The organism is Streptomyces sp. NBC_00102 (assembly GCF_026343115.1).
Taxonomy (GTDB): Bacteria; Actinomycetota; Actinomycetes; order Streptomycetales; family Streptomycetaceae; genus Streptomyces.
The window spans coordinates 357,145-379,291 of the sequence record NZ_JAPEMC010000002.1; the positions used below are offsets into that span (position 1 = coordinate 357,145).

19 protein-coding genes are annotated in these 22,147 nt (G+C 71.8%); 11 read left to right on the forward strand and 8 right to left on the reverse strand.

All coding sequences use genetic code 11. From position 1 onward, the window contains the following. Positions 1-17 precede the first annotated feature (17 nt). Positions 18-782, reverse strand: coding sequence for an IclR family transcriptional regulator (locus tag OHA55_RS29080; RefSeq protein ID WP_266711903.1), 765 nt, complete (start codon positions 780-782; stop codon positions 18-20). Between the two features lie 577 nt (positions 783-1,359). On the opposite strand from OHA55_RS29080, the gene OHA55_RS29085 reads away from it, so the two are divergent. From OHA55_RS29085 to OHA55_RS29110, 6 genes are all read left to right on the forward strand, one after another. Next, positions 1,360-2,991, forward strand: a complete 1,632-nt coding sequence (locus OHA55_RS29085) for a sensor histidine kinase KdpD (protein WP_266711905.1) — start codon at positions 1,360-1,362, stop codon at positions 2,989-2,991. Next, positions 2,988-3,395, forward strand: a complete 408-nt coding sequence (locus tag OHA55_RS29090; RefSeq protein ID WP_266711907.1) for a roadblock/LC7 domain-containing protein — start codon at positions 2,988-2,990, stop codon at positions 3,393-3,395. The genes OHA55_RS29085 and OHA55_RS29090 overlap by 4 nt, the downstream gene beginning before the upstream one ends. Beyond that, a complete protein-coding gene (locus OHA55_RS29095; protein ID WP_266711909.1) occupies positions 3,392-3,763 on the forward strand; it encodes a DUF742 domain-containing protein in 372 nt (123 codons plus the stop codon). Before OHA55_RS29090 ends, OHA55_RS29095 begins: the two co-directional genes overlap by 4 nt. Continuing rightward, entirely contained in the window at positions 3,744-4,358 is a 615-nt protein-coding gene (locus OHA55_RS29100) for an ATP/GTP-binding protein (RefSeq protein ID WP_266711911.1), read from the forward strand. Before OHA55_RS29095 ends, OHA55_RS29100 begins: the two co-directional genes overlap by 20 nt. A 130-nt stretch (positions 4,359-4,488) precedes the next feature. After that, positions 4,489-6,006, forward strand: coding sequence for a cytochrome P450 (locus OHA55_RS29105; protein WP_266711913.1), 1,518 nt, complete (start codon positions 4,489-4,491; stop codon positions 6,004-6,006). A 136-nt stretch (positions 6,007-6,142) separates the two neighbouring features. Beyond that, positions 6,143-7,489, forward strand: a complete 1,347-nt coding sequence (locus tag OHA55_RS29110; RefSeq protein ID WP_266711915.1) for a 6-phospho-beta-glucosidase — start codon at positions 6,143-6,145, stop codon at positions 7,487-7,489. On the opposite strand, the gene OHA55_RS29115 is transcribed toward OHA55_RS29110, so the two are convergent. Together OHA55_RS29115 and OHA55_RS29120 are read right to left on the reverse strand one after the other, a co-directional pair. After that, a complete protein-coding gene (locus OHA55_RS29115; protein WP_266711917.1) occupies positions 7,471-11,229 on the reverse strand; it encodes a DUF4132 domain-containing protein in 3,759 nt (1,252 codons plus the stop codon). The two genes, OHA55_RS29110 and OHA55_RS29115, sit on opposite strands and share 19 nt — an antisense overlap. Positions 11,230-11,317: 88 nt before the next feature. Then, on the reverse strand, positions 11,318-11,767 hold the full coding sequence (locus OHA55_RS29120) for a hypothetical protein (RefSeq protein ID WP_266711919.1): 450 nt from the start codon (positions 11,765-11,767) through the stop codon (positions 11,318-11,320). Positions 11,768-12,062: 295 nt separating this feature from the next. Between OHA55_RS29120 and OHA55_RS29125 the strand changes: the two genes are divergently transcribed. Both OHA55_RS29125 and OHA55_RS29130 read left to right on the forward strand, forming a co-directional pair. After that, complete coding sequence (locus tag OHA55_RS29125) at positions 12,063-12,923, forward strand: helix-turn-helix transcriptional regulator (RefSeq protein ID WP_266711921.1); 861 nt, start codon at positions 12,063-12,065, stop codon at positions 12,921-12,923. Continuing rightward, complete coding sequence (locus OHA55_RS29130; RefSeq protein WP_266711923.1) at positions 12,923-13,159, forward strand: DUF397 domain-containing protein; 237 nt, start codon at positions 12,923-12,925, stop codon at positions 13,157-13,159. The genes OHA55_RS29125 and OHA55_RS29130 overlap by 1 nt, the downstream gene beginning before the upstream one ends. A 52-nt stretch (positions 13,160-13,211) precedes the next feature. On the opposite strand, the gene OHA55_RS29135 is transcribed toward OHA55_RS29130, so the two are convergent. Then, positions 13,212-14,069: a helix-turn-helix transcriptional regulator gene (locus tag OHA55_RS29135; protein WP_266711925.1), complete on the reverse strand. Its 858-nt coding sequence runs from the start codon at positions 14,067-14,069 to the stop codon at positions 13,212-13,214. Between the two features lie 291 nt (positions 14,070-14,360). Between OHA55_RS29135 and OHA55_RS29140 the strand changes: the two genes are divergently transcribed. After that, positions 14,361-14,615, forward strand: a complete 255-nt coding sequence (locus OHA55_RS29140) for a hypothetical protein (protein WP_266711927.1) — start codon at positions 14,361-14,363, stop codon at positions 14,613-14,615. A gap of 7 nt (positions 14,616-14,622) precedes the next feature. On the opposite strand, the gene OHA55_RS29145 is transcribed toward OHA55_RS29140, so the two are convergent. Continuing rightward, positions 14,623-16,110: a membrane-associated oxidoreductase gene (locus tag OHA55_RS29145; RefSeq protein ID WP_266711929.1), complete on the reverse strand. Its 1,488-nt coding sequence runs from the start codon at positions 16,108-16,110 to the stop codon at positions 14,623-14,625. A gap of 147 nt (positions 16,111-16,257) precedes the next feature. On the opposite strand from OHA55_RS29145, the gene OHA55_RS29150 reads away from it, so the two are divergent. Next, positions 16,258-16,701, forward strand: coding sequence for a YchJ family protein (locus OHA55_RS29150; RefSeq protein WP_266711931.1), 444 nt, complete (start codon positions 16,258-16,260; stop codon positions 16,699-16,701). A gap of 27 nt (positions 16,702-16,728) precedes the next feature. Here the strand turns inward: OHA55_RS29150 and OHA55_RS29155 are convergent, their stop codons facing one another. Both OHA55_RS29155 and OHA55_RS29160 read right to left on the reverse strand, forming a co-directional pair. Next, entirely contained in the window at positions 16,729-18,822 is a 2,094-nt protein-coding gene (locus OHA55_RS29155; protein WP_266711933.1) for an MDR family MFS transporter, read from the reverse strand. Between the two features lie 55 nt (positions 18,823-18,877). Then, positions 18,878-19,711 (reverse strand): hypothetical protein, encoded by an 834-nt coding sequence (locus OHA55_RS29160; RefSeq protein WP_266711935.1) that lies wholly within the window; start codon positions 19,709-19,711, stop codon positions 18,878-18,880. An 86-nt stretch (positions 19,712-19,797) separates the two neighbouring features. Here OHA55_RS29160 and OHA55_RS29165 point away from each other — a divergent pair, with 86 nt between their 5' ends. Next, entirely contained in the window at positions 19,798-21,048 is a 1,251-nt protein-coding gene (locus tag OHA55_RS29165) for a cytochrome P450 (RefSeq protein WP_266711936.1), read from the forward strand. Positions 21,049-21,264: 216 nt separating this feature from the next. Here the strand turns inward: OHA55_RS29165 and OHA55_RS29170 are convergent, their stop codons facing one another. Next, complete coding sequence (locus tag OHA55_RS29170; protein ID WP_266711938.1) at positions 21,265-21,534, reverse strand: hypothetical protein; 270 nt, start codon at positions 21,532-21,534, stop codon at positions 21,265-21,267. Positions 21,535-22,147 lie beyond the last annotated feature (613 nt).

Below are 22,147 nucleotides of genomic sequence, written 5' to 3' on the forward strand. Positions count from 1 at the left end.
CTCCGACGGTGCGGCGGTCACCCGGCGGCGGGCCGCTCCAGCGCCGCCGCCGACTGCCGCAGCCGCAAGGCGTGTTCGCCGAGCTCGGCCTCGTCGCCCCGGTCGGCGGGGACCGCGACGACCAGGGCGATCCGGTCGCGCGGTCCCGAACCGGAGAGCGGCACCGCGACGGCGTGCATGCCCCGCGCCGACTCGCCGCCGTCGACCGCGTACCCCTGGGCGCGGACCCGGTCCAGCTCCGCGAGCAACGCGGTGCGGGAGACGGTCGTGCGCGCGGTGACCGGTTCCAACTCCTCGCCCGGGTACAGGGCGTCGACCTGCCCCGCCGTCATCAGGGCGAGGAGCATCTTGCCGCCCGCCGTCGCGTGCGCCGGGTGGGTCAGCCCCGTCCCCGGCCGCACCCGCACCGGGTGCGGTGACTCCCGCCCGTCCGTGACGATGATCCGGTCCCCGATCAGCGCGACCGCCTGCACCGTCTCCCCGGTGCGCCGGACGGCGTCGTCCAGGACCCGGGCCACCCGCTCCCGGACGGCGGCACCGAACCCCGCGGGGCGTCCCAGCCTCATCAGCTCCGGCCCCGCCGAGTAGCCCCGTCCCGAGGCGTCGCGTCCGGCGAACCCCCGCCCCTCCAGCGTGGTCAGCACCCGGTGCGCGGTGGAACGCCCCACCTCCAGCAGCTCGGCGGCCTCGCTGACGGTGAGCGTGTCATGGGTCAGGAACAGCCGCATGAGCCGCAGACCGGTGTCCAGCGACTCGATCGTGTAGCCCGGTGCCGATGCCATGGGGTGCCCGCTCTCGTCCGGCACTCGCGGCGACGTCCCGGAGGCGCGGAGGCTCCCTGTCGTCCGTCAAACGGGGCGACTTTGCCCGCCACTCTTCCGTGGGGCGTGAATCCGCCCCTTTCGATCCTCTTCGAGTGCGTGTGCGTACGTACTGCTCTGCGGGACGGCCGAGTGGGGCCGTCCCGGCGGCGAGCTTAGGGCCTCTCCTCCGCTGTGTGCCGCAGCCGACACCGGGTTGTCCCGCGAAAGAGTCGTGTCGCCCGGGATGATTACGGTCGGTTCTCGTGATGCCCCGTACGTCTTCGTACCACTGTGCGGTACGCGGATCCGAAATCCGGCCCGCTCGGCGCCGATCGTCACTATCCGCGCACGTCCGGCAGCGTTGAGTGCGAAAACTGGCGAGTGTATTACCCGCGGAGGGAGCGCGCAGGGCGTTGGGCGAATGTGCCGACCCCCTGTTCTGATCTGGCTAAGCTCACGCGCAGTGAAGCCGAGTTGGCACCAATTCGCGCACATGTTCATGAGTGTCAGTGCCTGTGGGCATACATCCCGGAATCAACCGCCAGAGGGTTTTTAGATGGTCCGTGTTGAATCACCACCGACCGACCGACGGATTCCCGTCGTCCGTGTACTTCTCCTGCCCGTCGCGCTCGTCGTCGGCGCCTGCGCGCTGGGCATCACGCTGGTCACGGACGCCGCGCGGATACCAGTCGCCGTGAGCGGCGCGCTCGCCGCCGTCGTGGTCGGTGCGCTCGCCGTCGCACTGAACCGCGGACGGCGCGAGACACGCGTCCTGCGCGCGCAGTACGAACAGCGCATCGCCCAGCTGGAACTGCGCATCGCCGCACACGACGAAGAGACCGTGCGGCTCACCAAGGAACTGATGCCCTCCGCCATCAGGATGCTTCGCGCGAGCAACTCGCCCGAAGAGGTCATGCGGGAGGTGGTGGACGGGGACGAGTCCTACCGCAACCTCCCCAAGGCGCTGCGGCGCCTCGTCTACACCGTGCTGCAGATCATCGACGACGAGGAGGCCCGGCGTGACTCCGCGCAGCGCGCCTTCGTCAGCGTCGCCCGGCGTGTCCAGGCCATCGTCCACCGCCAGGCGAGCGAACTGCGGGAGATGGAGGACCACTACGGGCGCAACCCCGAGGTCTTCGACGACCTGCTCCGCATCGACCACGGCACCGCGCTGATCGGCCGTCTCGCCGACTCCATCGCCGTGCTCGGCGGCGCCCGCCCCAGCCGCCAGTGGCCCAAGCCCGTACCGCTGTTCAGCGTGCTGCGGGGTGCCATGTCCCGCATCCTGGAGTACCAGCGCGTCGATCTGCACTCGATCGCCAAGGTCGCCATCGTCGGCACCTCGGTCGAGCCGCTCATCCACGCCTGCGCCGAACTCCTCGACAACGCCACGCGTTACTCGCCGCCGCAGACCCGGGTGCACGTCACCGCGGTCGAGGTCCAGACGGGCATCGCGATCGAGATCGAGGACGGCGGCGTCAGCCTCAGCGAGGAGGCCCGCTCCCGGGCCGAGAACATGCTCGCCCAGGCCCAGGCCGGCATCAACATGAACGACCTCGGGGAGTCCCCGCGCCTCGGCATGGCCGTCGTCGGCCGGCTGTCGCGCATGTACCAACTCCAGGTCTCGCTCCGCCAGTCCGCGTACGGCGGCGTCCGGGCCGTGCTCATCGTCCCTCGGGACATGATCACCACCGGTCCCGCCCCCGGCATCGCCCACGGCATCGGCGCCACCTCGCGGCCCACCAGCTCGCTGGACATGTCGCAGCTCCAGCACGTCGTACCCCCTGCCGGAAAGCGCAAGGCCAGGGTCGCCGCCACCGGCCCGGTGCCCTCGTCGGCCGCCGCGCCGGCCGCGCCCGCGCGCTCGGCCGCGCCCGCCGCGGCCATGGAGGACGAGGCCCCCGTGGTGACCGAGTGGACCGAGAACGGTCTCCCCCAGCGCCGCAGCAGGGGCCGCGCCCCGCTCGGCTCGCACAACCTCCCGCAGCAGACCGCGGCGCCGGCCACGGAAGCGGTCCCGGGAGCCCTCAACGGCACCGCCCCGCACACCCCTGGCCGCGCGGGCGGCGAGGAGAAGCCCCCCGGCCTCTGGCTGGAGGCGTTCACCAAGGCCGTCAACGGCGTGCCGCACGACCCGAAGAACGGCGAAGACTCTGACGACGCATGGGACAAGGGAGACCTCAAGTGATCCAGCAGCGGGGAAACATGGACTGGATGCTCAAGGAGCTGGCCGACGACGTTCCGAGCATCCACCAGATCGTGGTGCTCTCCTCGGACGGACTGCGGATCGCCATGCACGGCGGGGACCCGGACGTCGGCGACCGACTGGCCGCGGCCTGCGCCGGCCTCCAGAGTCTGGCCGCCGCGGTCGCCACCGAAATCCCCTACAGCGACGGGCTGATGAAGCTCGTCGTCATCGAGGTCACCGGCGGGTTCTTCTACCTGATGGCGGCCGGCACCGGTGCCTATCTCGCGGTGCTCGCCGGTGAGACCGTCGACGCCGGGCTCGTCGGCGCGCGGATGCGCGACATGGTCGTCCGGATCGGGGCCCATCTGACCAGCCCGCCGCGCCACGACGGGCAGGCCGGATGAACGCTCCCCGACGGGAACGCCGTAATGCCGACCCGGCGCTCAACGATCCCGAGCGCCTGTACGTCATCACCGGCGATCTTGACGGCAGCGAGCGGGCGGCGCTCGACCTGGTCACCATGGTCGTCGCCCAGGCGGAACCCTCACCGACGTTCCAGCCCGAGCAGGCCGCGATCCTGCGGCTCTGCCAGGCACCTCTGTCGGTCGCCGAGATCTCCGCGTATCTCGGCCTCCCGTTCAGTGTCGTCACCTCCCTCCTGACCGAATTACTCGCGACCGAACTGATCGAATCGCGCGCACCCATCGTCCGCGCCACTCTCCCCGACAGGTCCCTTCTCGAAGCGGTGATGCATGGACTTCAGAAGCTCTGACACGATCACCGGCCCCCGTACCGAGGACGTCCTGCCCACCACGGCCACCGCCGCGGTGAAGGTCGTGATCGTCGGCGGGTTCGGGGTCGGCAAGACGACCATGGTCGGTTCGGTCAGTGAGATCCGGCCCCTGACGACCGAAGAGACCATGACGCAGGCCGGTGTCGGCGTCGACGACAACGCCGGGGTGGAGAGCAAGACCGCCACCACCGTCGCCATGGACTTCGGCCGGATCAGCCTCAGCGAGGAACTGATCCTCTACCTGTTCGGCACGCCGGGCCAGGAACGATTCTGGTTCCTCTGGAACGGCCTCTTCGAGGGCGCCCTCGGCGCCGTCGTGCTCATCGACACCCGCCGCCTCGAAACCAGCTTCGACGTCATCGGACGCCTGGAGGAGCGCGGGGTGCCGTTCGTCGTCGCCGTCAACACCTTCCCCGACGCCCCGCACCATCCGGTCGAGTCGCTGCGGCGGGCGCTCGACCTGCCCGACGAAGTTCCCATGATCGACTGCGACGCGCGGCTACGGGCGTCGAGCCGGGACGTGCTGATGACGCTCATGCGCTACCTGCACAGCCTGGCCGTACCCCTCGTATGACGTCCCGGCGGCCGGGCGGACCGTCCGGCCGGCCGCCCCGGACACGAGCCGCGCGTCGCTTGGAAGTCCCCCTCTCCGCCGGCGCGGCTCTCCCGCGCGAATCCTGTGAAGCCTCATCCCTGGAGCCACTGTGACAACCCCCTTCTCCCACGAACCCGGAGCGCCCGCGGGAGCCGCCCCGCCGCCCGGATGCCCCGCCCACGGACTCGGCCCCGGCGGGCTGCGCCGCTACTACGGCGCCGAGGTGGAGAACGACATCGTCGGGCTGAACGAGAAGCTGCGCGCCGAACACGGCAGCGTCGCCCCGGTGCTGCTCCACGGTGACGTACCCGCCTGGCTCGTCCTCGGCCACAGCGAGAACCTCTACGTCACCCGCACCCCCTCGCAGTTCTCCCGCGACTCCCGGCGCTGGCGCGCCCTGCAGGACGGCAGCGTGGGCCCCGAGCACCCGCTCGCGCCGATCTTCACGTACCAGCCCGTCTGCGTCTTCGCGGACGGCGCGACCCATGAGCGCCAGCGCGGCGCGATCACCGACAGCATGGGCCGGATCGACACCCGCGGCGTGCGGCGCCACATCAACCGGTTCAGCAACCGCCTCGTCAACGACTTCTGCCTCAAGGGCACCGCCGACATCGTCAGCCAGTTCGCCGAACACCTGCCGATGATGGTCATGTGCGCGATCTTCGGCATGCCGGAGGAGTACGACGACCGGCTGGTGCAGGCCGCCCGTGACATGACCCGCGGCACCGAGACCGCCGTCACCAGCAACGCCTACGTCGTCGGCGTGCTCACCCGGCTCGTGGAGCGCCGCCGCGGCGCCGCGGAGTCCGACTTCGCCAGCTGGCTCGTCGAACACCCCGCCAGGATGAGCGACATCGAGGTCATCGAGCACCTGCGCCTCACCCTCATCGCCGCGTACGAGTCCACCGCCAACCTCATCGCCAACGTGATCCGGATGGTGCTGACCGACCCCCGCTTCCGGGCCCGGCTCAGCGGAGGCCACATGACCGTCCCCGAGGCGGTGGAGCAGACCCTCTGGGACGAGCCGCCGTTCTCCGCGGTCTTCGGCCGCTGGGCGGTCGGCGACACCGAACTCGGCGGGAAGCAGATCAAGGCCGGCGACGCCATGCTCATCAGCATCGCGGGCGCCAACAGCGACCCCGCCGTCCGGCCCGACCTCAGCGCCGGCATGGAGGGCAACCGCGCCCACCTCGCCTTCAGCGGCGGCCCCCACGAGTGCCCCGGCCAGGACATCGGCCGCGCGATCGCGGACGTCGGGGTCGACGCGCTGCTCATGCGGCTGCCCGACCTCGAACTCGCCGTGGACGAGAGCGAACTGCGTTGGCTGGGCAACATCATGTCGCGTCATCTGACCGAACTCCCGGTCCAGTTCGCGCCCAGCCCCCAGCAGGAGATCGACGACGAACCCATGACCGCGATGGCCGCCCGTTCCGGCCCCCGCAGCGACTGGGAGATCTCGTCCGCGTCACCGGGCGCACCCGGGGGACCCGGCCGTACACCCGTCGGGCAGGACACCGCCGCGGCCCCGGCCGAAGGCGACCCGGCCCCCGCCATTCCGGAGCAGCGCACCCGTAGCACCACGGGCCGCCTGTGGCACGCCGTCTCCAGCTGGTGGAAGGGCTACTGACCGACCGGCACCGGGGCACCCCAGGCGCCCCGGAACGCGACGTGCCGGGCGGCCCGGCACGTGACGCGGGCCGGACCCCCGGCCCGCCGCCCTCGTGTCCCGGCGCACCGCGGCCGGACCCGTACCATCGAGCAGCGTGAAGCTGACAATTCTTGGCGGTGGCGGATTCCGGGTCCCTCTGGTGTACGGGGCACTTCTCGGCGATCACGCGGAGGGCCGCGTCTCCCGGGTCACCCTCTACGACACGGACCACGACCGCCTCGCGGCCGTCGCCCGGGTGCTGGACGAACAGGCCCGGGGAGTGCCGGACGCCCCCGCGGTCCTGGCCACCACCGACCTGGACGAGGCCCTGAGGGGCGCCGACTTCGTCTTCTCGGCGATCCGGGTCGGTGGACTCGCGGGCAGGGCCGCCGACGAACGGGTGGCCCTGGACGCCGGGGTGCTGGGGCAGGAGACCGTCGGCGCGGGCGGCATCGCGTACGGGCTGCGCACCGTTCCCGTCGCCGTCGACCTCGCCCGCCGCATCGCCCGGCTCGCCCCGGAGGCCTGGGTCATCAACTTCACCAACCCGGCGGGCATGGTCACCGAGGCGATGTCCCGGCACCTGGGAAACCGGGTCGTCGGCATCTGCGACACCCCGGTGGGGCTCGGCCGCCGCATCGCCCGGGTCCTCGGCGCCGACCCGGAACGCGCCTGGATCGACTACGCGGGCCTCAACCACCTCGGCTGGGTCCAGGGCCTGTACGTGAACGGGCGGGACGAGCTTCCCCGGCTCCTCGCCGACGAGACCCTGCTCGGCTCTTTCGAGGAGGGCAGACTCTTCGGCACCGACCTGATCCGCTCGCTGGGCGCCGTCCCCAACGAGTACCTGCACTACTACTACTTCAACCGGGAAGCCGTCCACGCCTACCAGCGGGCGGAGCTGACCCGGGGCGCCTTCCTGCGCGAGCAGCAGCAGGGCTTCTACGCGCGGATGCGCGAGCCAGGCACCCCGCCCCTGGCCACCTGGGACCGTACCCGTGCCGAGCGCGAGGCGACCTACATGTCGGAGAACCGCGAGGTCGCGGGGGCCGGGGAGCGCGCCGCGAGCGACCTCGAATCCGGCGGATACGAACAGGTAGCGCTCGCCCTGATGCGGGCCGTCGCCCGCAACGAGCGCACCTCCCTCATCCTCAACGTCCGCAACGGCACCACCCTTCCGGTGCTCGACGCGGACGCCGTGGTCGAAGTGCCCTGCCTCGTCGACGCGAACGGCGCCCATCCGGTGGCCGTCAGCCCGCTCCCGTACCACGCGGCCGGACTCGTCACCTCCGTGAAGGCCGTCGAACGCGCGGTGCTGGAAGCGGCCGCGAGCGGCTCACGCTCCGCCGCCGTACGGGCGTTCGCGCTGCACCCGCTCGTGGACTCCGTCACCGTGGCCCGCGAGCTGCTCGACGCGTACACCGAGGCCCACCCCCAACTGGCCTACCTCGACAGGCCCTGACCCCCCACCGTGACGGTCCGGCCCGTGATTCCGGCCGGACCGTCGACGGCGGGGGCCCGACGGACTCCCCCGAGCACCGTCAGGTCGAAGAGCGCCTCGGACGCCGTCACCGGGTCCAAGCCGCCGAACAGGTGGCTGTACGTCGCGTGCGGCCAGTGGTCCCCGGGCCGGTCGCCGAGCCAGACCGCTTCCAGCCGCTGCTCGGGAAAGGCATCCGGGGAGCCGGCCACGATGCCCTCGTAGAAGCCGACGACCAGGTACACATCCTCGCCGAGCCGCTTGGAGATCCACCCCTCGACCCCGGCATCCTGCGGCACGCCCCGCACCCAGCCGCGCCGCTCCAGGCCCAGCACCGCGACCGTGGGCACGGTGACGCCCTCGAAGCGGGCCAGCCGGTTGCTCGTCCGCTCCTCGTCCGTCAGGGCGAAGACCCCGCGCTCCAGCTGGAGGAACGGCTGGGACAGCCCCCGGCGGGCGAAGACCTCGGACCAGGCCTTCAGCCCGTCGCCGAGGTGGAGCGGGTGGGCCAGCCGGACACGCCCGCCGGCGGGCAGCACGAACACCTCGTCGCGCACATCGGCCGGCGTCCGGTCCCCGGTGACCCGGAACGCGGTCGTCGTGCCCCGCCACTCGCTCAGCCAGACCAGCCGCCGCACCAGGTGACCCACCAACGGGTGGGCCACGAAAAGGTCCTGGAACTCCCGCACCGTCCAGGAACGGCCCGAGACCATGGCGGCCTCCAGGCGACGGACCTGTCCGGGGGCGACCGTCCGTACGTCCTTCTTCAGCGCCAGGAACCTCTTCCGCCCCTCCGAGGCCAGATCCCCGTCGTCCCGGGCCACCGGGGCCGGCAGATCCTTGCGCCGCTTCCCCGAACCGTCCAGGACGTACGGGCTCAGGCGTTCGTCGAAGCCGACGGTGAACCGGCGCGGGCCGTAGTCCACGACCGTCGTGCCGTCCGCGTCCAGCCCGAAGTCCGGCACCAGCCGGTCCGAGAGCTGGTCGGTGGTGAGCCCCAGCACCGCGGCCACCTCGGCGATCTTCTCCTGGGCCCGTGTCTTCAGCGCCTTGAACTTCACCCGCTGCCCGATGCCGTGCAGATGCAGCAGCGCGGCATCGCTGCCGATCGCCGCCAGCACGTCCAGCCCCTCGACCGCCCGGTGGTGCGCGCCCTCGCCCGGCCAGGCCCGCACCACCGGCGTCAGCCGCCGGACGGTCTCGTCGTTCCCGACCTCACCCAGGACGTACAGCGCCCACGACTCCCGGGCCGGAAGCCGCGCGTCGAGCCACTGCTCGAAGACGGCCCACGCGAACTCCGCGAGCGAGACCGGATCGGTGGCCCCGCGCAGCGCCGCGAGCCCCGGGTAGACCTCACCCGGCCGGGAGAGCGCGAACATCGTCAGGGCGGTGCGCACCACCTCGGCGGGCAGCGCCTCGCCCCCACGTGTCAGGAGCTGCGGCAGGAGACCCGGCTCCGCCCAGTTCGGCAGGACCGGCAGCTTCTCGGGCAGCGCGCGCTCCAGCGGGTCGCTGACCAGCAGTGCGTCGACGGACCGCACCACGTCCGCGCCGTAGCGGACCGCGGCCTCCCGGACCGTCCGCTCGCCGTGCACCGCCGCGATCTGGAGCAGCGCCCGCTCGGCCGCGCGCCGCGGCGCACCGGGCCTGCCGACCGCGTCCGGTACGAGGAACACCGCCGCCGCCGCACCGTGGCGCGCGAACCACGCCCGGGTCGTCGCCGCGGTGGACTTCAGCCGGGCCGCCCAGTCCGCCATGTGCCGGGCGACGGCCGCGTCCGCGAACGGCAGTAACAGGGCCGCCATGGTGCTCGGCTGGCGGGGGACGGTGCGCAGCAGGAGGGGGAGGGCGTCGATCCCGAACCGGGCGACAATCGGCCTGAGTGTGTCCGCCCCGTCCCAGAGATCCGTGGGCGCCCAGGTCGCCAGGGCCGGCGCGACGCGCTCCACGGGCGCGTGCAGGAAGATCCACGCGGGCCGCAGCCCGGTGCTGTTCAGCCCTTCGAGCTGGGAGGAGAAGACCTTCTCGTAGTCGCCGTCGTGCTGCGGGCGGGTGTACCAGGTGGAACATCGCGCCCACTCCTCCTCCTCGCCGGGGAGCCAGCGCAGCTCCGGCGCGGGGAGGGCGACCTCACGGGTGTCCACCGGGGTGGCGGCACCGGCGCGCGGCCGGGCCCACGGAGGCCGCGTGAGACCGGAGGGCAGGGACGCGAGGGACGCTTCGGGGAAGCGGGACACCGGGTTCAGCAACGGGCCCACCACCTCCGTCAGATCACCGGGCAGCGACGGCAGGAGGGCGGACACCAGCGCACGGTGAGTGCTGATGTGGGCGTGCAGCAGCTGCCGCGAGGCACGCGACCTCGTCGGGGTGTTGTACCGGACGTCGGCGGAGAGCAGCCGCAGGGCCCGCACCGGGTAACGGCGCATCGCGTCGAGCAGCGCCGCACGGACCTGCTTCAGCTCCTTGTGGTGCAGCAGGACGTTGAAGGCCTCGTCGGTGGGGAGTTCGGTGAGGGCCGCGGAGACCGCCTTGACGCCCTCGGCGTAGTACTGGCCGTGGTCGAGGTACTTCCGGAGCATCGGCGCGACGGCCGTCCCGAGGCCGTCGGCGAGCGTCGCGATCACGGCGAGGGTGTGGTCCGGACGGTACGAGAGCCTGGCCAGCTGGTCGGCCGAGTTCAGGGAGCAGAGCACCATGCGCTGCAGGACGTAGTGGTCCTCGGCGAGTACGGCCGGCTCCGACAGGAGGGCGTCGACCCACTCCTTCTCGCTGGGCGCCAGGAACGCGGCGGTGATCCGCTGGTGGCTGTCGCGGCGGGCGGCGGCGAGCGCCGCCACGGTGGCGCGGTAAGTGGACTCGTCCGTCGCGGCGATGTGCGCGCGGGCCCGGGCCGCCACGTTCAGCGAGCCGTGGTGCCAGTGCATGGAGGAGGAGAGGGAGACCCGCTTGAGCGACCCCTTCACCCGTCGTCCCAGGGCGTAGTAGCTGTGCGCCTTGATGGTCTGGAGCTCTTGGGCCGCGCGAGCGGCGAACGGCAGCCCGTGCTCCGCCACCCAGGTGTCCACCCAGCTCGAAGGAGCCGCCTCGCCCAGGGAGACGACGGCCGCCAGCGCGGCGGCCCCGGCGGGTGAGGGGCTGCCGGCGAGGTGGGCCCGGGTCGCGTCGACGAGGTCCGGGTCCGAGCCGGGCTCGGTGAGGATCAGCTCGATCCAGGCGGCCTCACCGGCGATCCGCTCCACGACCTGGGCCAGGGCCTCCTCACCGGGCACGCTCAGGGCCCGGGGGCAGCCGCCGCGCCGCGGGTAGAGCACCCGGCGCCAGCTCAGCGGGAGTTCGAAGGTGTTCTCGTCCGGCAGCGCCGGTGCTCCCCGCTCTCCGGACGGGACCGAGGCCACGGGTGCGGTGTGCGGGTGCGCGGTGCCGGCGGCCAGGGGCGCGGCCGGGGCGGAGGCGGACGCCGCCACCTCCTCGTACCCCTTGCGTTCCTTCTCCGCTATGGTCCGACGCACCTTGGCGCGGGCGGCCTCCTCGGAGTCGTACTCCTGGGTCCGGGTGCGTCCCTCGGACCCGCAGCGGCCGTACCGCACGGTGACCGCGACGCCGACCGCCCCGGTCTCCCAGAACTTCGACGCAGTGCCTTCCACCAGCTCCCAGCGCCGCATCCGCCCCGCCTTCTTCCCTGTACCGCCCGCCGAGCGGCGGGTCTGGATCGCTGCGTTCATTCTGGAACCGACCACTGACAGTGCCGTGCGACGGCGGACCGGGCCGCTCCGGACGTACGGGCACGGGCCGGCCGGACCGAAGGTCCGCTCAGGGCGCGGTGACCGCCCGCAGGCGCCCCGGCGCCCCCCAGCTCGGCGTCACCCCGGCCACCTGGCACACCATCAGGAAGAGCGGGATCGGAGGCGTGTACGGGGTCCGGCTGTCCGGCCCGTGGATGAGCCGGGGCCGGGGCACCGGTACGTAACCCCCCGCCGCGTAGGCGACCGGCTCGGGCCAGTCCAGGTCCTGGTCGGACCCCGCGGGAACGATCCACCACCACACGTCCTCGGCTTCGAACACGCAGCCGGTGCGTGGGAGATGGGACATCAGGTGGAACCCGTGCCGGGCCGGGACGCCCACCGCGTCGTACCCCAGGCTCGTGCTCAGCTCCGGGGGCAGGGGCAGCCGCGCCCGCGCGGGACCCGTGCCGCCCTCGACCTCCGCGGCCGGGGAAGCGTGGCGGCCCCCGCGCAGCCGGGACAGCGCGTTCCTCAGCACGGCTGCTCCTCCCCGGGCCGCCCGGACGCTTCGGCGCCCGGACGGGACCCCGCGGGCTGAGGGACGAGCGCACTGCCAGGTGCCACGACCGAATCCTCACAGTGGTTGCGACGTCACACCCGGACCTCGACGCAGGGGAGAGGTGCGGACGTGACCGAACGAATTGGTTCAGTCATCAACTCTCCCCCTGACGCGGACACTTGGCAAGGGGCACTCTGAAAAATGCAGAGTGCCCGTGTCTTTGTCGTCACCCGCATGGCACACTGCTGACAGAAGAGACCATCGGAGGTCCGAAGTGAGCGAGCCCCGGTCAGCCCCGACCGTGGGGCAGGTCGTCCTCGGCAGACGCCTGCAGGACCTGCGGGAACGTGCCGGACTGACCCGCGACCAGGCGGCCAAGGTGCTCCGCGTCGCGTCCGCCACGGTCCGACGGATGGAGACGGCCGAGGTCGCCCTCAAAATCCCTTACGTGCAGGCGCTGTTGCGTGCGTACGGGATCGGCGAGGAAGAGACCGACGCCTTCGTCGACCTCGCCGAAGAGGCCAACAAGCCCGGCTGGTGGCAGCGTTACCACGACGTGCTCCCCGACTGGTTCAGTATGTACGTCAGCCTGGAGGGCGCGGCGAGCCTGCTGCGCATGTACGAACCGCACTTCGTGCCCGGGCTCCTCCAGACCGAGGACTACGCCCGCTCCGTGATGCTGAGCGGAGCGATCGGCCAGTCCCGGCCCGAGGACATCGAGCGGCACGTCGCCCTGCGCATGGAGCGCCAGAGCCTGCTCGCGAAGGCGGACGCCCCGAGGCTGTGGGTGGTCATGGACGAGACCGTCCTGCGACGGCCGGTCGGTAGTCCCGAGGTCATGCGCGCACAGATCGACAAGCTGCTGGAAGCCTCCGAACAGACGCACATCACCCTGCAGGTCGCGGAGTTCGCGACCGGCCACCATCCCGGGACCTACGGCCCGTTCGTGCTCTTCCGCTTCGGAGTGCCCGAACTGCCCGACATGGTCTTCAGCGAGTACCTGACCGGCGCCGTCTACTTCGACGCGCGCCCGGAGGTGGCTTCCTACCTCGAGGTCATGGACCGCATGGCGGCCCAGGCCGCGACTGCACGACGCACGAAGGACATCCTCCGGGATTTCCGCAAGGAGCTGTGATGAGCGACATCTACAACGGCATGCCGGCCGCCGCCCTCGGTGCGGAGGGCTGGTCGAAGCCCTGGAGCGGGGGCAACGGCGGCAACTGTGTCGAGACCCTGAAACTGGCCGACGGCAGGGTCGCCGTCCGCCAGTCCGCGGACCCCGACGGCCCGGCGCTCATCTACTCCACCGGCGAGATGGCCGCCTTCATCCAGGGCGCCAAGACCGGCCAGGCGGACTTCCTGCTGACCTGAACCGACCTGACCTGACCCGGTCCGGGCCGGTCCGGTCCGGTCCGGCCCGAGCCTACGACCGGCACACCTCGGCCAGCAGGTCGGCGCTGCTCCGCGGGGCGAGCGCCACCGCCCGCAACCGTTCGAATGCCGCCCTGAACTGCCGGGTCTCCGCCTCCGACTCCAGGAAGAGATCGCCCGCAGGTGTGTCCATGTAGACCAGCTCCGGATCCCTCGGGTCCGGGAAATCCAGGTGGACGAAGCCTCCGGCCATACCGGTGTGCGCCCCCGCGCCGAACGGGATCACCTGGACACAGATCTCCGGCTCCTCCGCGATCCGCAGAAGGTGTTCGGCCTGCTCGCGCATCACGTCCCGCCCGCCGACCACCCGTCGTACGGCCGCCTCGTCCAGGACCGCCCGGAGCCGCAGAGGAGGGGACGCGCCGAGCGCGGCCTGCCGCTCCATCAACGCCGCCACCCGGGCGCCGGGTTCCGAAGGGCCCGCGCCGTGGAGGGCGCCCCTGATCACGGCCCGGGCGTACCGTTCGGTCTGGAGCAGCCCCGGCACGAACGACGGCTCGTAGGCGCGTACCGTCCGCGCCTCGGCCTCGAACCCGATGTACGCGGCATACCGCTCGGACAGTCCGGCGTGGTACGGCCGCAACCAGCTCCGGTCCTGCGAGTGGCGTTCCGCCGCGAGCAGGTCGCTGCGCTCCGCCTCGCTCGCCCCGTACACCTCCATCAGGGCCGTCAGGGTCCTCTTCTGCGGTCGGGCGCGCGCCTTCTCGATCCGGTACAGCGTCACGCCGTTGATGCCGGTCCGCTCGGTGACCTCCTCGCGCGTCAGGTCCGCCGCGGTGCGCAGGCGTCGGAGCATCGCGGCGAGCCGCCGGAGTCGGACCGTGGGTGGGGCCTGCCGCTTCTCAGACACTCTGCGCCTTCCGTGATCGGTGGTAGCCGCGAGTCTGATCGGTGACCCCGCTCCATCTCAAGCGGGCGAACGCAACGCGGAAGAACGCAATCCTTGCGTTCTGTCCCTCTCGGGATGCATGCTGGGTGCGATCACATGCTCACCGTGTGCACATGGCCGGGGTGGGGCGGGCGCGAACGGTCATGCCCGCCGGAGAGATCTCCGTGGCGACGTTCCGCCTCGGGGGTGCGGCCTGTGCCGCGGGAGGAGCGCCGACATGGTCCGGACACCTGGGGAAGGGCGGTGGGCGCGATGACGATTCCGCCGATCTGCCTCGACTGCCACGGTTCGATCCTCGGTCAGGTGGTGGTCGTGGTCTTCGGAGACAACGCGTCCGGGACGCGGGGGCACGGGTACGCGCATCCGGCGGGGGCGTCCGAGTGCCTGCCCGTGGCGTCCTCCGTGCGGGGCAAGCGGCGCCGGTGGACGGCCGAGAGCCTGAACTCCGCGAGCGACGGCGCGAGTCGTCCCGCGCCGGGCGGTCGGGAAGGGCGGGACATCGACTGACGTGTCGTCACGAACGGCTCACCGAGCGGGTGATGCCCGCCGCGATCGTCGTCGCCAGCAGCCACCCGGTCACGACCAGCGCATAGGAGAGCCACTGGTACCACCCCTGCGGATCGAACGCCCGCTCCTGCCCGAAGTCGACGATCGGCAGCAGCAGATCCGCCGTGTAGAAGAGCGGATTGAAGTCCGGAGCCTCGTCCGCCTTCAGGGCTGCAGGGTGGTGGACGCCGAACACGACCGAGCCGACCAGGAGCAGGGAGGCGAGCCAGGCCGCCGCGCGGGCCGGCCGGAAGCCGTAGCCCACGGTGGCGTCCTGGAGGCGTCCCCATACCCTGCCGTAGGCGGGAAGCGTCGCCCGCCGGCGTCGCTGCTTCGCCAACTGCACCGTACGGGCCGCGTCGTCGTCGCCGACCCGTCGGTAGGAGGCGGTCAACTGCTCGTACACGTAGGGCACGTAGCCGTCCTCATCCCGCTCCAGCAGCGGCAGCCGGCGGAGGGCCGGCAGGTGGGGGAGGAGGGTGCCGAACGTCAGGCCCTCCAACTGCACCTCCTCCGGCCAGACACCGGGATCGGCGTGGATCAGGTCGATCCGGGCGCGGCGCAGGTTCACCCGGCCCTCCACCCGGGCCGCGTCGCGCAGCCAGAATTCGCCGATCACGGCGCTGCTGGCGCGCAGTGCCGTCCCACCGGGGTGGGCGAACGACCCGTACGCGAGGTTCAGCTGCCCAGGTATCCGGGCGCCGCGCAGATCGACCAGGCCCCGGGCCCGCAGTCGCATGGCGTGCAGATCGGTCCCCACGCTCAGCGTCTGGGCGTGCAGGGCGGTCCCGCCCGGGTTCACCAGCCGTGCGTCGTTCAGCACGATCTGACCCGGCACGACGGCCCCGGCGAGCCGTGTCTCGCCGTGCACCACCAGGCCGGGCATCCAGAGGTCGTCACCGGTCGTGATGTGGTTCATCTGCAGGGCGGCTCCGACGGCGGTCGCGGTGGATCCGTCGGCATGCACCCCGATCCGGGCCCCGTCGAGGAAGACCGCCTGCTCCACCCGGCTGCCGTCCAGACGCACCTGGCCGGGAATCCGGCAGTCGGTGAGCCGCAGCGCCCCGTGCACCCGGAGAGTCGCGGCGTGCAGTTCGGGGAGCACCGACTCGCTCAGGTTGAGCTGCCGCACCTCGGCCCCGTAGAGGTTGGGCACCCCGTCGAAGTGGCAGCCGGCCAGGAGGACGGCGCACTCGGCGACGGCGTACCGGATGTCGAGTTCACCCGTGATCCGTGCGCCCACCATCCGCAGGGCCGGTATCTCACCGTCCTCCCTCGCCCCGGCAAGCAGCACCCTCCGGAGCACGGCGGCCCGCACGGTCCGCTCCGGCCCCCAGCCGGCGCCCGTCTCCGGGTCGTCCTCGGCCGCGTCGCCCGTACGGAAGTCGACGACAGCCCCACGCGGATACGCGTCCACCACCCGGCGCTCGGCGGCCGTCAGCTCGGTGATCTCCATCGGCCGAGACTCTGTCCGTACCGCACGGGGGTGTCAACCCCGCGCATGCGGAGCACAAGGCCCACGCGGGACGGAACGGGCGTGCGAAGGGGAACGGCGTGCGAGGGGAGGGGACGGCCGGCGCGGCCGACGGGCGACAATGGCCGTATGTCACGACGCACCGCCCCCCGCCGGAAACCGTCCGTCCCCGCAGCCCCGCGCATCACCCCCGACGACCCCTGCCCCTGCGGCCTGTCCGCTCCGTACGGTGCGTGCTGCGGGCGGTACCACGCGGGCACCGCGGCCGCGCCGACCTGCGAGGCGCTCATGCGGTCGAGGTACACGGCCTTCGTCGTCCGGGACGCCGGATATCTGCTGCGCACCTGGCACCCTGCGACCCGCCCTCCGGTCGTCGAGTTCGATCCGGGCACGCGGTGGGACCGGCTGGAGATCCTGGGGGCCACCGAGGGCAGTGCCTTCCACACGACGGGTACCGTCACCTTCCGCGCCCACTTCACCGAGGGAGGGCGGCCCGGCAGCATGCACGAGCGGAGCACCTTCGTCCGTCACGAGGGCGCCTGGGTCTACGAGGACGGCGTGTTCCCCGAGTGACACCGCGGCCCCTCACGGGTGCGGCGCTCAGACCGTCGTGCCCACCGGGGTCGGGGCGTGGCTCCGGGAGGCCGGGGCGAGTTCCGCCGCCAGGTCCTCCGCGAGCAACTGCTTGGCGATGACGTCGACCGCCGCCCTCAGCTGCCGGTCGTCGGGCCGGGCGCCGTCCTCCTCCAGCCGTTCGTTGAGCCACCGGGCCCAGGCGGAGGTGATCGTGGCGGCCTCCCGCCGGCCCGCCGCGGTGTGCTGGAAGAGCCGTCCGTCGCCGGTCAGATAGCCCTCGTCGATCATCCGGTCGAAGACCGGGACGAGGACTTCCGGGGGCAGCCGGTGGCGGGTCGCGATCAGCCCGAGGCCGGCGTGCCCGACCATCCGCGTGAACAGGTCGACCTGCATGACGGCCCAGGCGCCCGCCATGTCCAGCCGGGTGTCGGACGCGTCGACGATCCGCCGTGCCGTGTCCGGGCGGGCGCCGTGGAGGATCTTGGCCACCGAGAACTCCAGGACCCGGTCCGGGTTCCCGCTCATGGGCTGCGCGAAGCCCTCGCCCATGTCGGTCGAACCGGCCCGCGCCGAGTCCCGCAGCTTGACCTCCTTCAGGAACAGCGCCACCACGAACCCGATCAGCGCCACCGGCACCGTCCAGAGGAAGACGGTGTGGATGGTGTCCGCGTACGCCTGCGCGAGCGGAGCGGACTGGGCGTCGGGCAGGGCGTGCAGGCTCACCGGGTTCTGTGAGGCCGCGGTCAGTGTCGCGGGATCACCGCCCGCCCGCGCCGCCTCGGCCACCCCCTGCCGGAGGTTCGGCTCCAGCGAGTTGGCGTAGATCGTGCCGAAGACCGCCGTGCCGAAGGAGCTGCCGAGGGTACGGAAGAAGGTCACGCCCGAGGTGGCCGTACCCAGGTCCGCGTAGTCCACGGTGTTCTGCACGGCGATCGTCAGGACCTGCATCGACAACCCGATGCCGAGACCGAGCACGAACATGTAGACCGACTCCAGGAACACGCCGGTGTCCGGGCCCATCAGGGACATCAGGTAGAGCCCGGCGGCCATCACCAGCGACCCCACGATGGGGAAGATCCGGTACCGGCCGGTCCTGCTGACGGTGTTGCCGCTGAAGATCGAGGCGATCAGCAGACCGATGACCATCGGGAGCGTGCGGACGCCGGAGATCGTCGCCGAGTTCGCGTCCACGTACTGGAGGTACGTGGGCAGGAAGGTCATCGCCCCGAGCATCGCGAAGCCGACGATGAAGCTCAGGATCGCGCAGACCGTGAAGACCGGGTTGTGGAAGAGCCGCATCGGCAGCATCGGCTCCTTGGCCCGGCTCTCCACCCGTACGAACAGGGCGAGCGCGACGAGGCCGCCGACGAAGAGGGCGATGATGACGGGGGAGCCCCAGGCGTACTCGTTGCCGCCCCAGCTCGTGCCGAGGATCAGCGCGCTCGCGCCGATCGCCACCAGGGCGATGCCCAGGTAGTCGATGACCGGGCGGCCGGCGGCCCGCACGGACGGGATGTTCCGGGCCGCCGCGATGACCACCAGGATCGCGATCGGCACATTGACGTAGAACGCCCAGCGCCAGGTCAGATGGTCGGTGAACACCCCGCCCAGCAACGGGCCGACGACGGTCGACACACCGAACACGGCACCGATCGCACCCTGGTACTTGCCGCGTTCACGCAGCGGGATCACGTCGGCGATCAGCGCCATCGAGGTCACCATCAGACCGCCCGCGCCGATGCCCTGGAGACCGCGCCAGATGATCAGCAGCAGCATGTTGGAGGCCAGGCCGCAGAGGAACGAGCCGGTGATGAAGACGATCGCCGAGACCTGGAAGACCAGCTTGCGCCCGAACAGGTCACCGAACTTGCCGACCAGCACCGTGGCGACGGTCTCGGCGAGCAGATAGGCGGTGACCACCCAGGACATGTGGGCCGCGCCGCCGAGGTCCGACACGATCGTGGGGAGCGCCGTGCCCACGATCGTCTGGTCCAGCGCCGCGAGGAGGATCCCGAGCACGATCGTCGCGAAGACGATGTTGCGACGGCGAGGGTCGAGGACGGGCGGCGCGGCGGCGCTCGGCGCCACCGGAGCGGTCTCGCTGCTGGCTGTGGTCACCCTCGCACCCTCACACCAGCGCCGTTCGGCCGCATGCCGGACGGCGCCGGACGAGTCAGGCGAGAATCGCCGCCACCGAATCGGCCATCCGGCTCACGAACGCGTCCCGCACCTCCTCCGCCACCCGGTCGAGCGAAAGGAACGGGTTGAGGTCCTCCAGCTCGACCAGGAGGAGCCCGCCCTCCACCGTCCGGCAGGCGTCCACGCGCTGGATGCCGTGGCTGAGGGTGTTCCACTCCACGAACGTACGGGCGAACTCCAGGTCCGCAGCGCTCGCCTCCCACGGCTCCAGCACCCAGCGCCGGTCCGGGTCGGGGGCGTACAGCGCGTACTGGAAGTCGTGGTCCACGAAGTAGAAGGAGACCTCGTGGAGGAAGTCGATCCGGGGCTGCACCAGCAGGGTGCCGTCGTCGGCCGGGTCCAGCTCGGGCCGGGACACGAAGCGCAGCCCCTCGGAGTCCGCTCCCAGCTTCGGCTTCACCGCGTACGACGCCGCCTCGGGCAGCCGCCCCAGATCGGCGGCCCGGTCCACGGTCGGGATCACCGGCAGACCGGCCCGGTCCATGTCCACCAGGTACTGCTTGCCCGCCATGTCACCGCTGCCGTCCAGCGCGTTGTACACCGGTACGGCCAGCTCCAGCGCCCGCCGCCGGAAGGCCTCGTACGCCTCGGGGTAGTGCAGCACCGGGCCGCTGTTGCGTACGACCACCCCGTCGAACCGGTCCAGCAGCGCCGCCGCGTCCCGGGGGTGGCAGAGCGCGATGTCGAAGCGGGCGCGCAGCCGCGAGGTGAGGAAGATGTCCTCGTCGCAGTAGCGCCTGCCCCGCGCCTCGTAGGCCAGATCGGTGACGAACAGGACGGACGGGCGGCGGGCGCCGGTGGTGGTCATCGGGTCTTCCCCAAGGGTGCCGGGAGCGGGTGTTCGGTCAATAGCCTGGACGCCGATGACCGTTCGTTCACGACCGAGGAGCATCCATGACATCCGCCTCCCGCGAGTCGCACGCATCGTCCGCGTCGCCACTGCCGGACATTCTCTCGCCCGCCTTCGCCGCCGACCCCTACGGGGCCTACCGGACCATGCGCGAACAGGCCCCGCTGATCCGGCACGAGGCGACGAACAGCTATCTCGTCTCCCGTTACGAGGACGTCGAGCGGGTCTTCCGGGACAAGGCGCAGGAGTTCACCACCGAGAACTACGACTGGCAGCTCGAACCCGTCCACGGCCGCACCATCCTCCAGCTCAGCGGCCGGGACCACGCCGTCCGGCGGGCCCTGGTCGCCCCAGCCTTCCGGGGCACGGACCTCCAGGAGAAGTTCCTCCCGGTCATCGAGCGCAACGCCCGCGAACTGATCGACGCCTTCCGGCACACCGGCGAGGCCGACCTCGTCACCGACTTCGCCACCCGCTTCCCGGTCCTGGTCATCGCCGACATGCTCGGCCTCGACCGGGCGGACCACGACCGCTTCCACGGCTGGTACACCTCCGTCATCGCCTTCCTCGGCAACCTCGCGGGCGATCCGCAGGTCGCCGCGGCGGGCGAGCGGACCCGGCAGGAGTTCGCCGAGTACATGATCCCGGTCATCCAGCGCCGCCGGGAGAACCCCGGCGACGACCTGCTCTCCGCGCTCTGCGAGGCGGAGGTCGACGGGGTGCGCATGAGCGACGAGGACATCAAGGCCTTCTGCAGCCTGCTGCTCGCCGCCGGGGGCGAGACCACCGACAAGGCCATCGCCTCGGTCTTCGCCAACCTCCTCGCCCACCCCGACCAGCTCGCCGCCGTGCGCGAGGACCGTTCGCTGATCGCCCGGGCCTTCGCCGAGACGCTGCGCCACACCCCGCCCGTCCACATGATCATGCGCCAGACGGCGACGGAGGTGGAGTTCAGCGGCGGCACGGTCCCGGCCGGGGCGACGGTCACCTGCCTGATCGGGTCGGCGGGTCGCGACGACACCCGCTACCGAGATCCGGACCGCTTCGACCTCTTCCGTACGGACCTCACCAGCACCACCGCCTTCTCGGCCGCCGCCGACCACCTGGCCTTCGCGCTCGGCCGGCACTTCTGCGTCGGCGCGCTGCTCGCCAGGGCCGAGGTCGAGACGGGCGTCGGCCAACTCCTGGACGCGATGCCCGACCTGCGCCTCGCGGACGGTTTCACCCCGGTGGAGCGGGGCGTCTTCACCCGGGGGCCGGAGTCCCTACCGGTGCGCTTCACCCCGGCAGGCTGACCGGGTGGGCTCCGGTGGCGGGGCCGTGCCACCGGAGCCCGGTCGGTCGGCGGACGTGTCGGCCGACAGCCTCGGGCCAGGACCCCGGGACTGCGGGACAGCCGTGAGGTGGGACGCGCGTCGCCGGTCGTTCCGGCTTCCGCCCGGAGGAACCTTGAGGGCCGGTCAGGAGCAGGACGGCCGCAGCACACGCACGACTGTTCCGGCCTTCGGTGCCTACTTGTCGCCGAACGGGGCCGGGCCACTCCCTCGGATCTCCACGGTTCCGGAGCCGGCCTCGCCGGACGTGGCGATGAACTCCCCTTCACGACCATCGGGCAATCGCAGGGTGGCGGGGCCGTCGTCGAACCACTCGACGGACGGGTCGGCTTCCAGGTGACCGCCCCATGACCGCGAGTCACGGTCGACGTGAACGGCGAGGTCTGCGGTCACGGGAATCTCGTCGCAGCCGATGAGCGCGGAGGCCGGCCCTTGATAGGTAGTCATGAGGTGGAGTGTGCCCCCGGAACACGGCCTTGAGCGGTGGAGAGGTCCGCAAGCGCGGACTGCGGTGTCCGGGAACGATCGTCCGTGAATCCGCCCGTACCCACGCGTCCAGCCCGCACGTTTCAGGCGGCGAGGCACGGAGCGGGCTGACGGACACCTAGTGCCGCGTCAGCCAAGGTTCGCCCCGTCGCGACGCCCGGCACGCACTCTCGCCGCGCCGGCCGAAAGCCCGAGTACGTCCCGTACGGGGGCTTCCGGCCGACACACCGAGAGCACGCACCTGACGCCGCTCCTCGGCGGGCGAACCTTGGCTGACGCGGCACTCGTCCGCGGTGCGGGAGGCCGGTGAGCCGACGCGGGGCCTGCGGCACCCGACGAAAGCGCGACCCGCGAACACGGGCTTCGAGGAGTACGCCGCACGGGCTCACGATGATCCCGAGGGGATCTACCGGTCCTTCTGAACGGGCTCACGAAACCGCGGCCAGAGCCGATTCCACAGATCCTCATCAGTCATGCAGGCTCCGGCGGAGTGGCCGCCGCAGTGGCGCGAGCAACGATCTCCCCGAAGGCAGGGGTTTCCCGGTCGACGGAGTCCTGCTTCCGGGAGATCTGG

Excerpts from the sequence above, each read along its gene's own strand:
- OHA55_RS29080 (WP_266711903.1), bottom strand. The coding sequence starts at position 782 with ATGGCATCGGCACCGGGCTACACGATCGAGTCGCTGGACACCGGTCTG.
- OHA55_RS29085 (WP_266711905.1), top strand. The coding sequence starts at position 1,360 with ATGGTCCGTGTTGAATCACCACCGACCGACCGACGGATTCCCGTCGTC.
- OHA55_RS29095 (WP_266711909.1), top strand. The coding sequence starts at position 3,392 with ATGAACGCTCCCCGACGGGAACGCCGTAATGCCGACCCGGCGCTCAAC.
- OHA55_RS29100 (WP_266711911.1), top strand. The coding sequence starts at position 3,744 with ATGGACTTCAGAAGCTCTGACACGATCACCGGCCCCCGTACCGAGGAC.
- OHA55_RS29115 (WP_266711917.1), bottom strand. The coding sequence starts at position 11,229 with ATGAACGCAGCGATCCAGACCCGCCGCTCGGCGGGCGGTACAGGGAAG.
- OHA55_RS29130 (WP_266711923.1), top strand. The coding sequence starts at position 12,923 with ATGAGCGACATCTACAACGGCATGCCGGCCGCCGCCCTCGGTGCGGAG.
- OHA55_RS29140 (WP_266711927.1), top strand. The coding sequence starts at position 14,361 with ATGACGATTCCGCCGATCTGCCTCGACTGCCACGGTTCGATCCTCGGT.
- OHA55_RS29145 (WP_266711929.1), bottom strand. The coding sequence starts at position 16,110 with ATGGAGATCACCGAGCTGACGGCCGCCGAGCGCCGGGTGGTGGACGCG.
- OHA55_RS29150 (WP_266711931.1), top strand. The coding sequence starts at position 16,258 with ATGTCACGACGCACCGCCCCCCGCCGGAAACCGTCCGTCCCCGCAGCC.
- OHA55_RS29160 (WP_266711935.1), bottom strand. The coding sequence starts at position 19,711 with ATGACCACCACCGGCGCCCGCCGCCCGTCCGTCCTGTTCGTCACCGAT.
- OHA55_RS29165 (WP_266711936.1), top strand. The coding sequence starts at position 19,798 with ATGACATCCGCCTCCCGCGAGTCGCACGCATCGTCCGCGTCGCCACTG.
- OHA55_RS29170 (WP_266711938.1), bottom strand. The coding sequence starts at position 21,534 with ATGACTACCTATCAAGGGCCGGCCTCCGCGCTCATCGGCTGCGACGAG.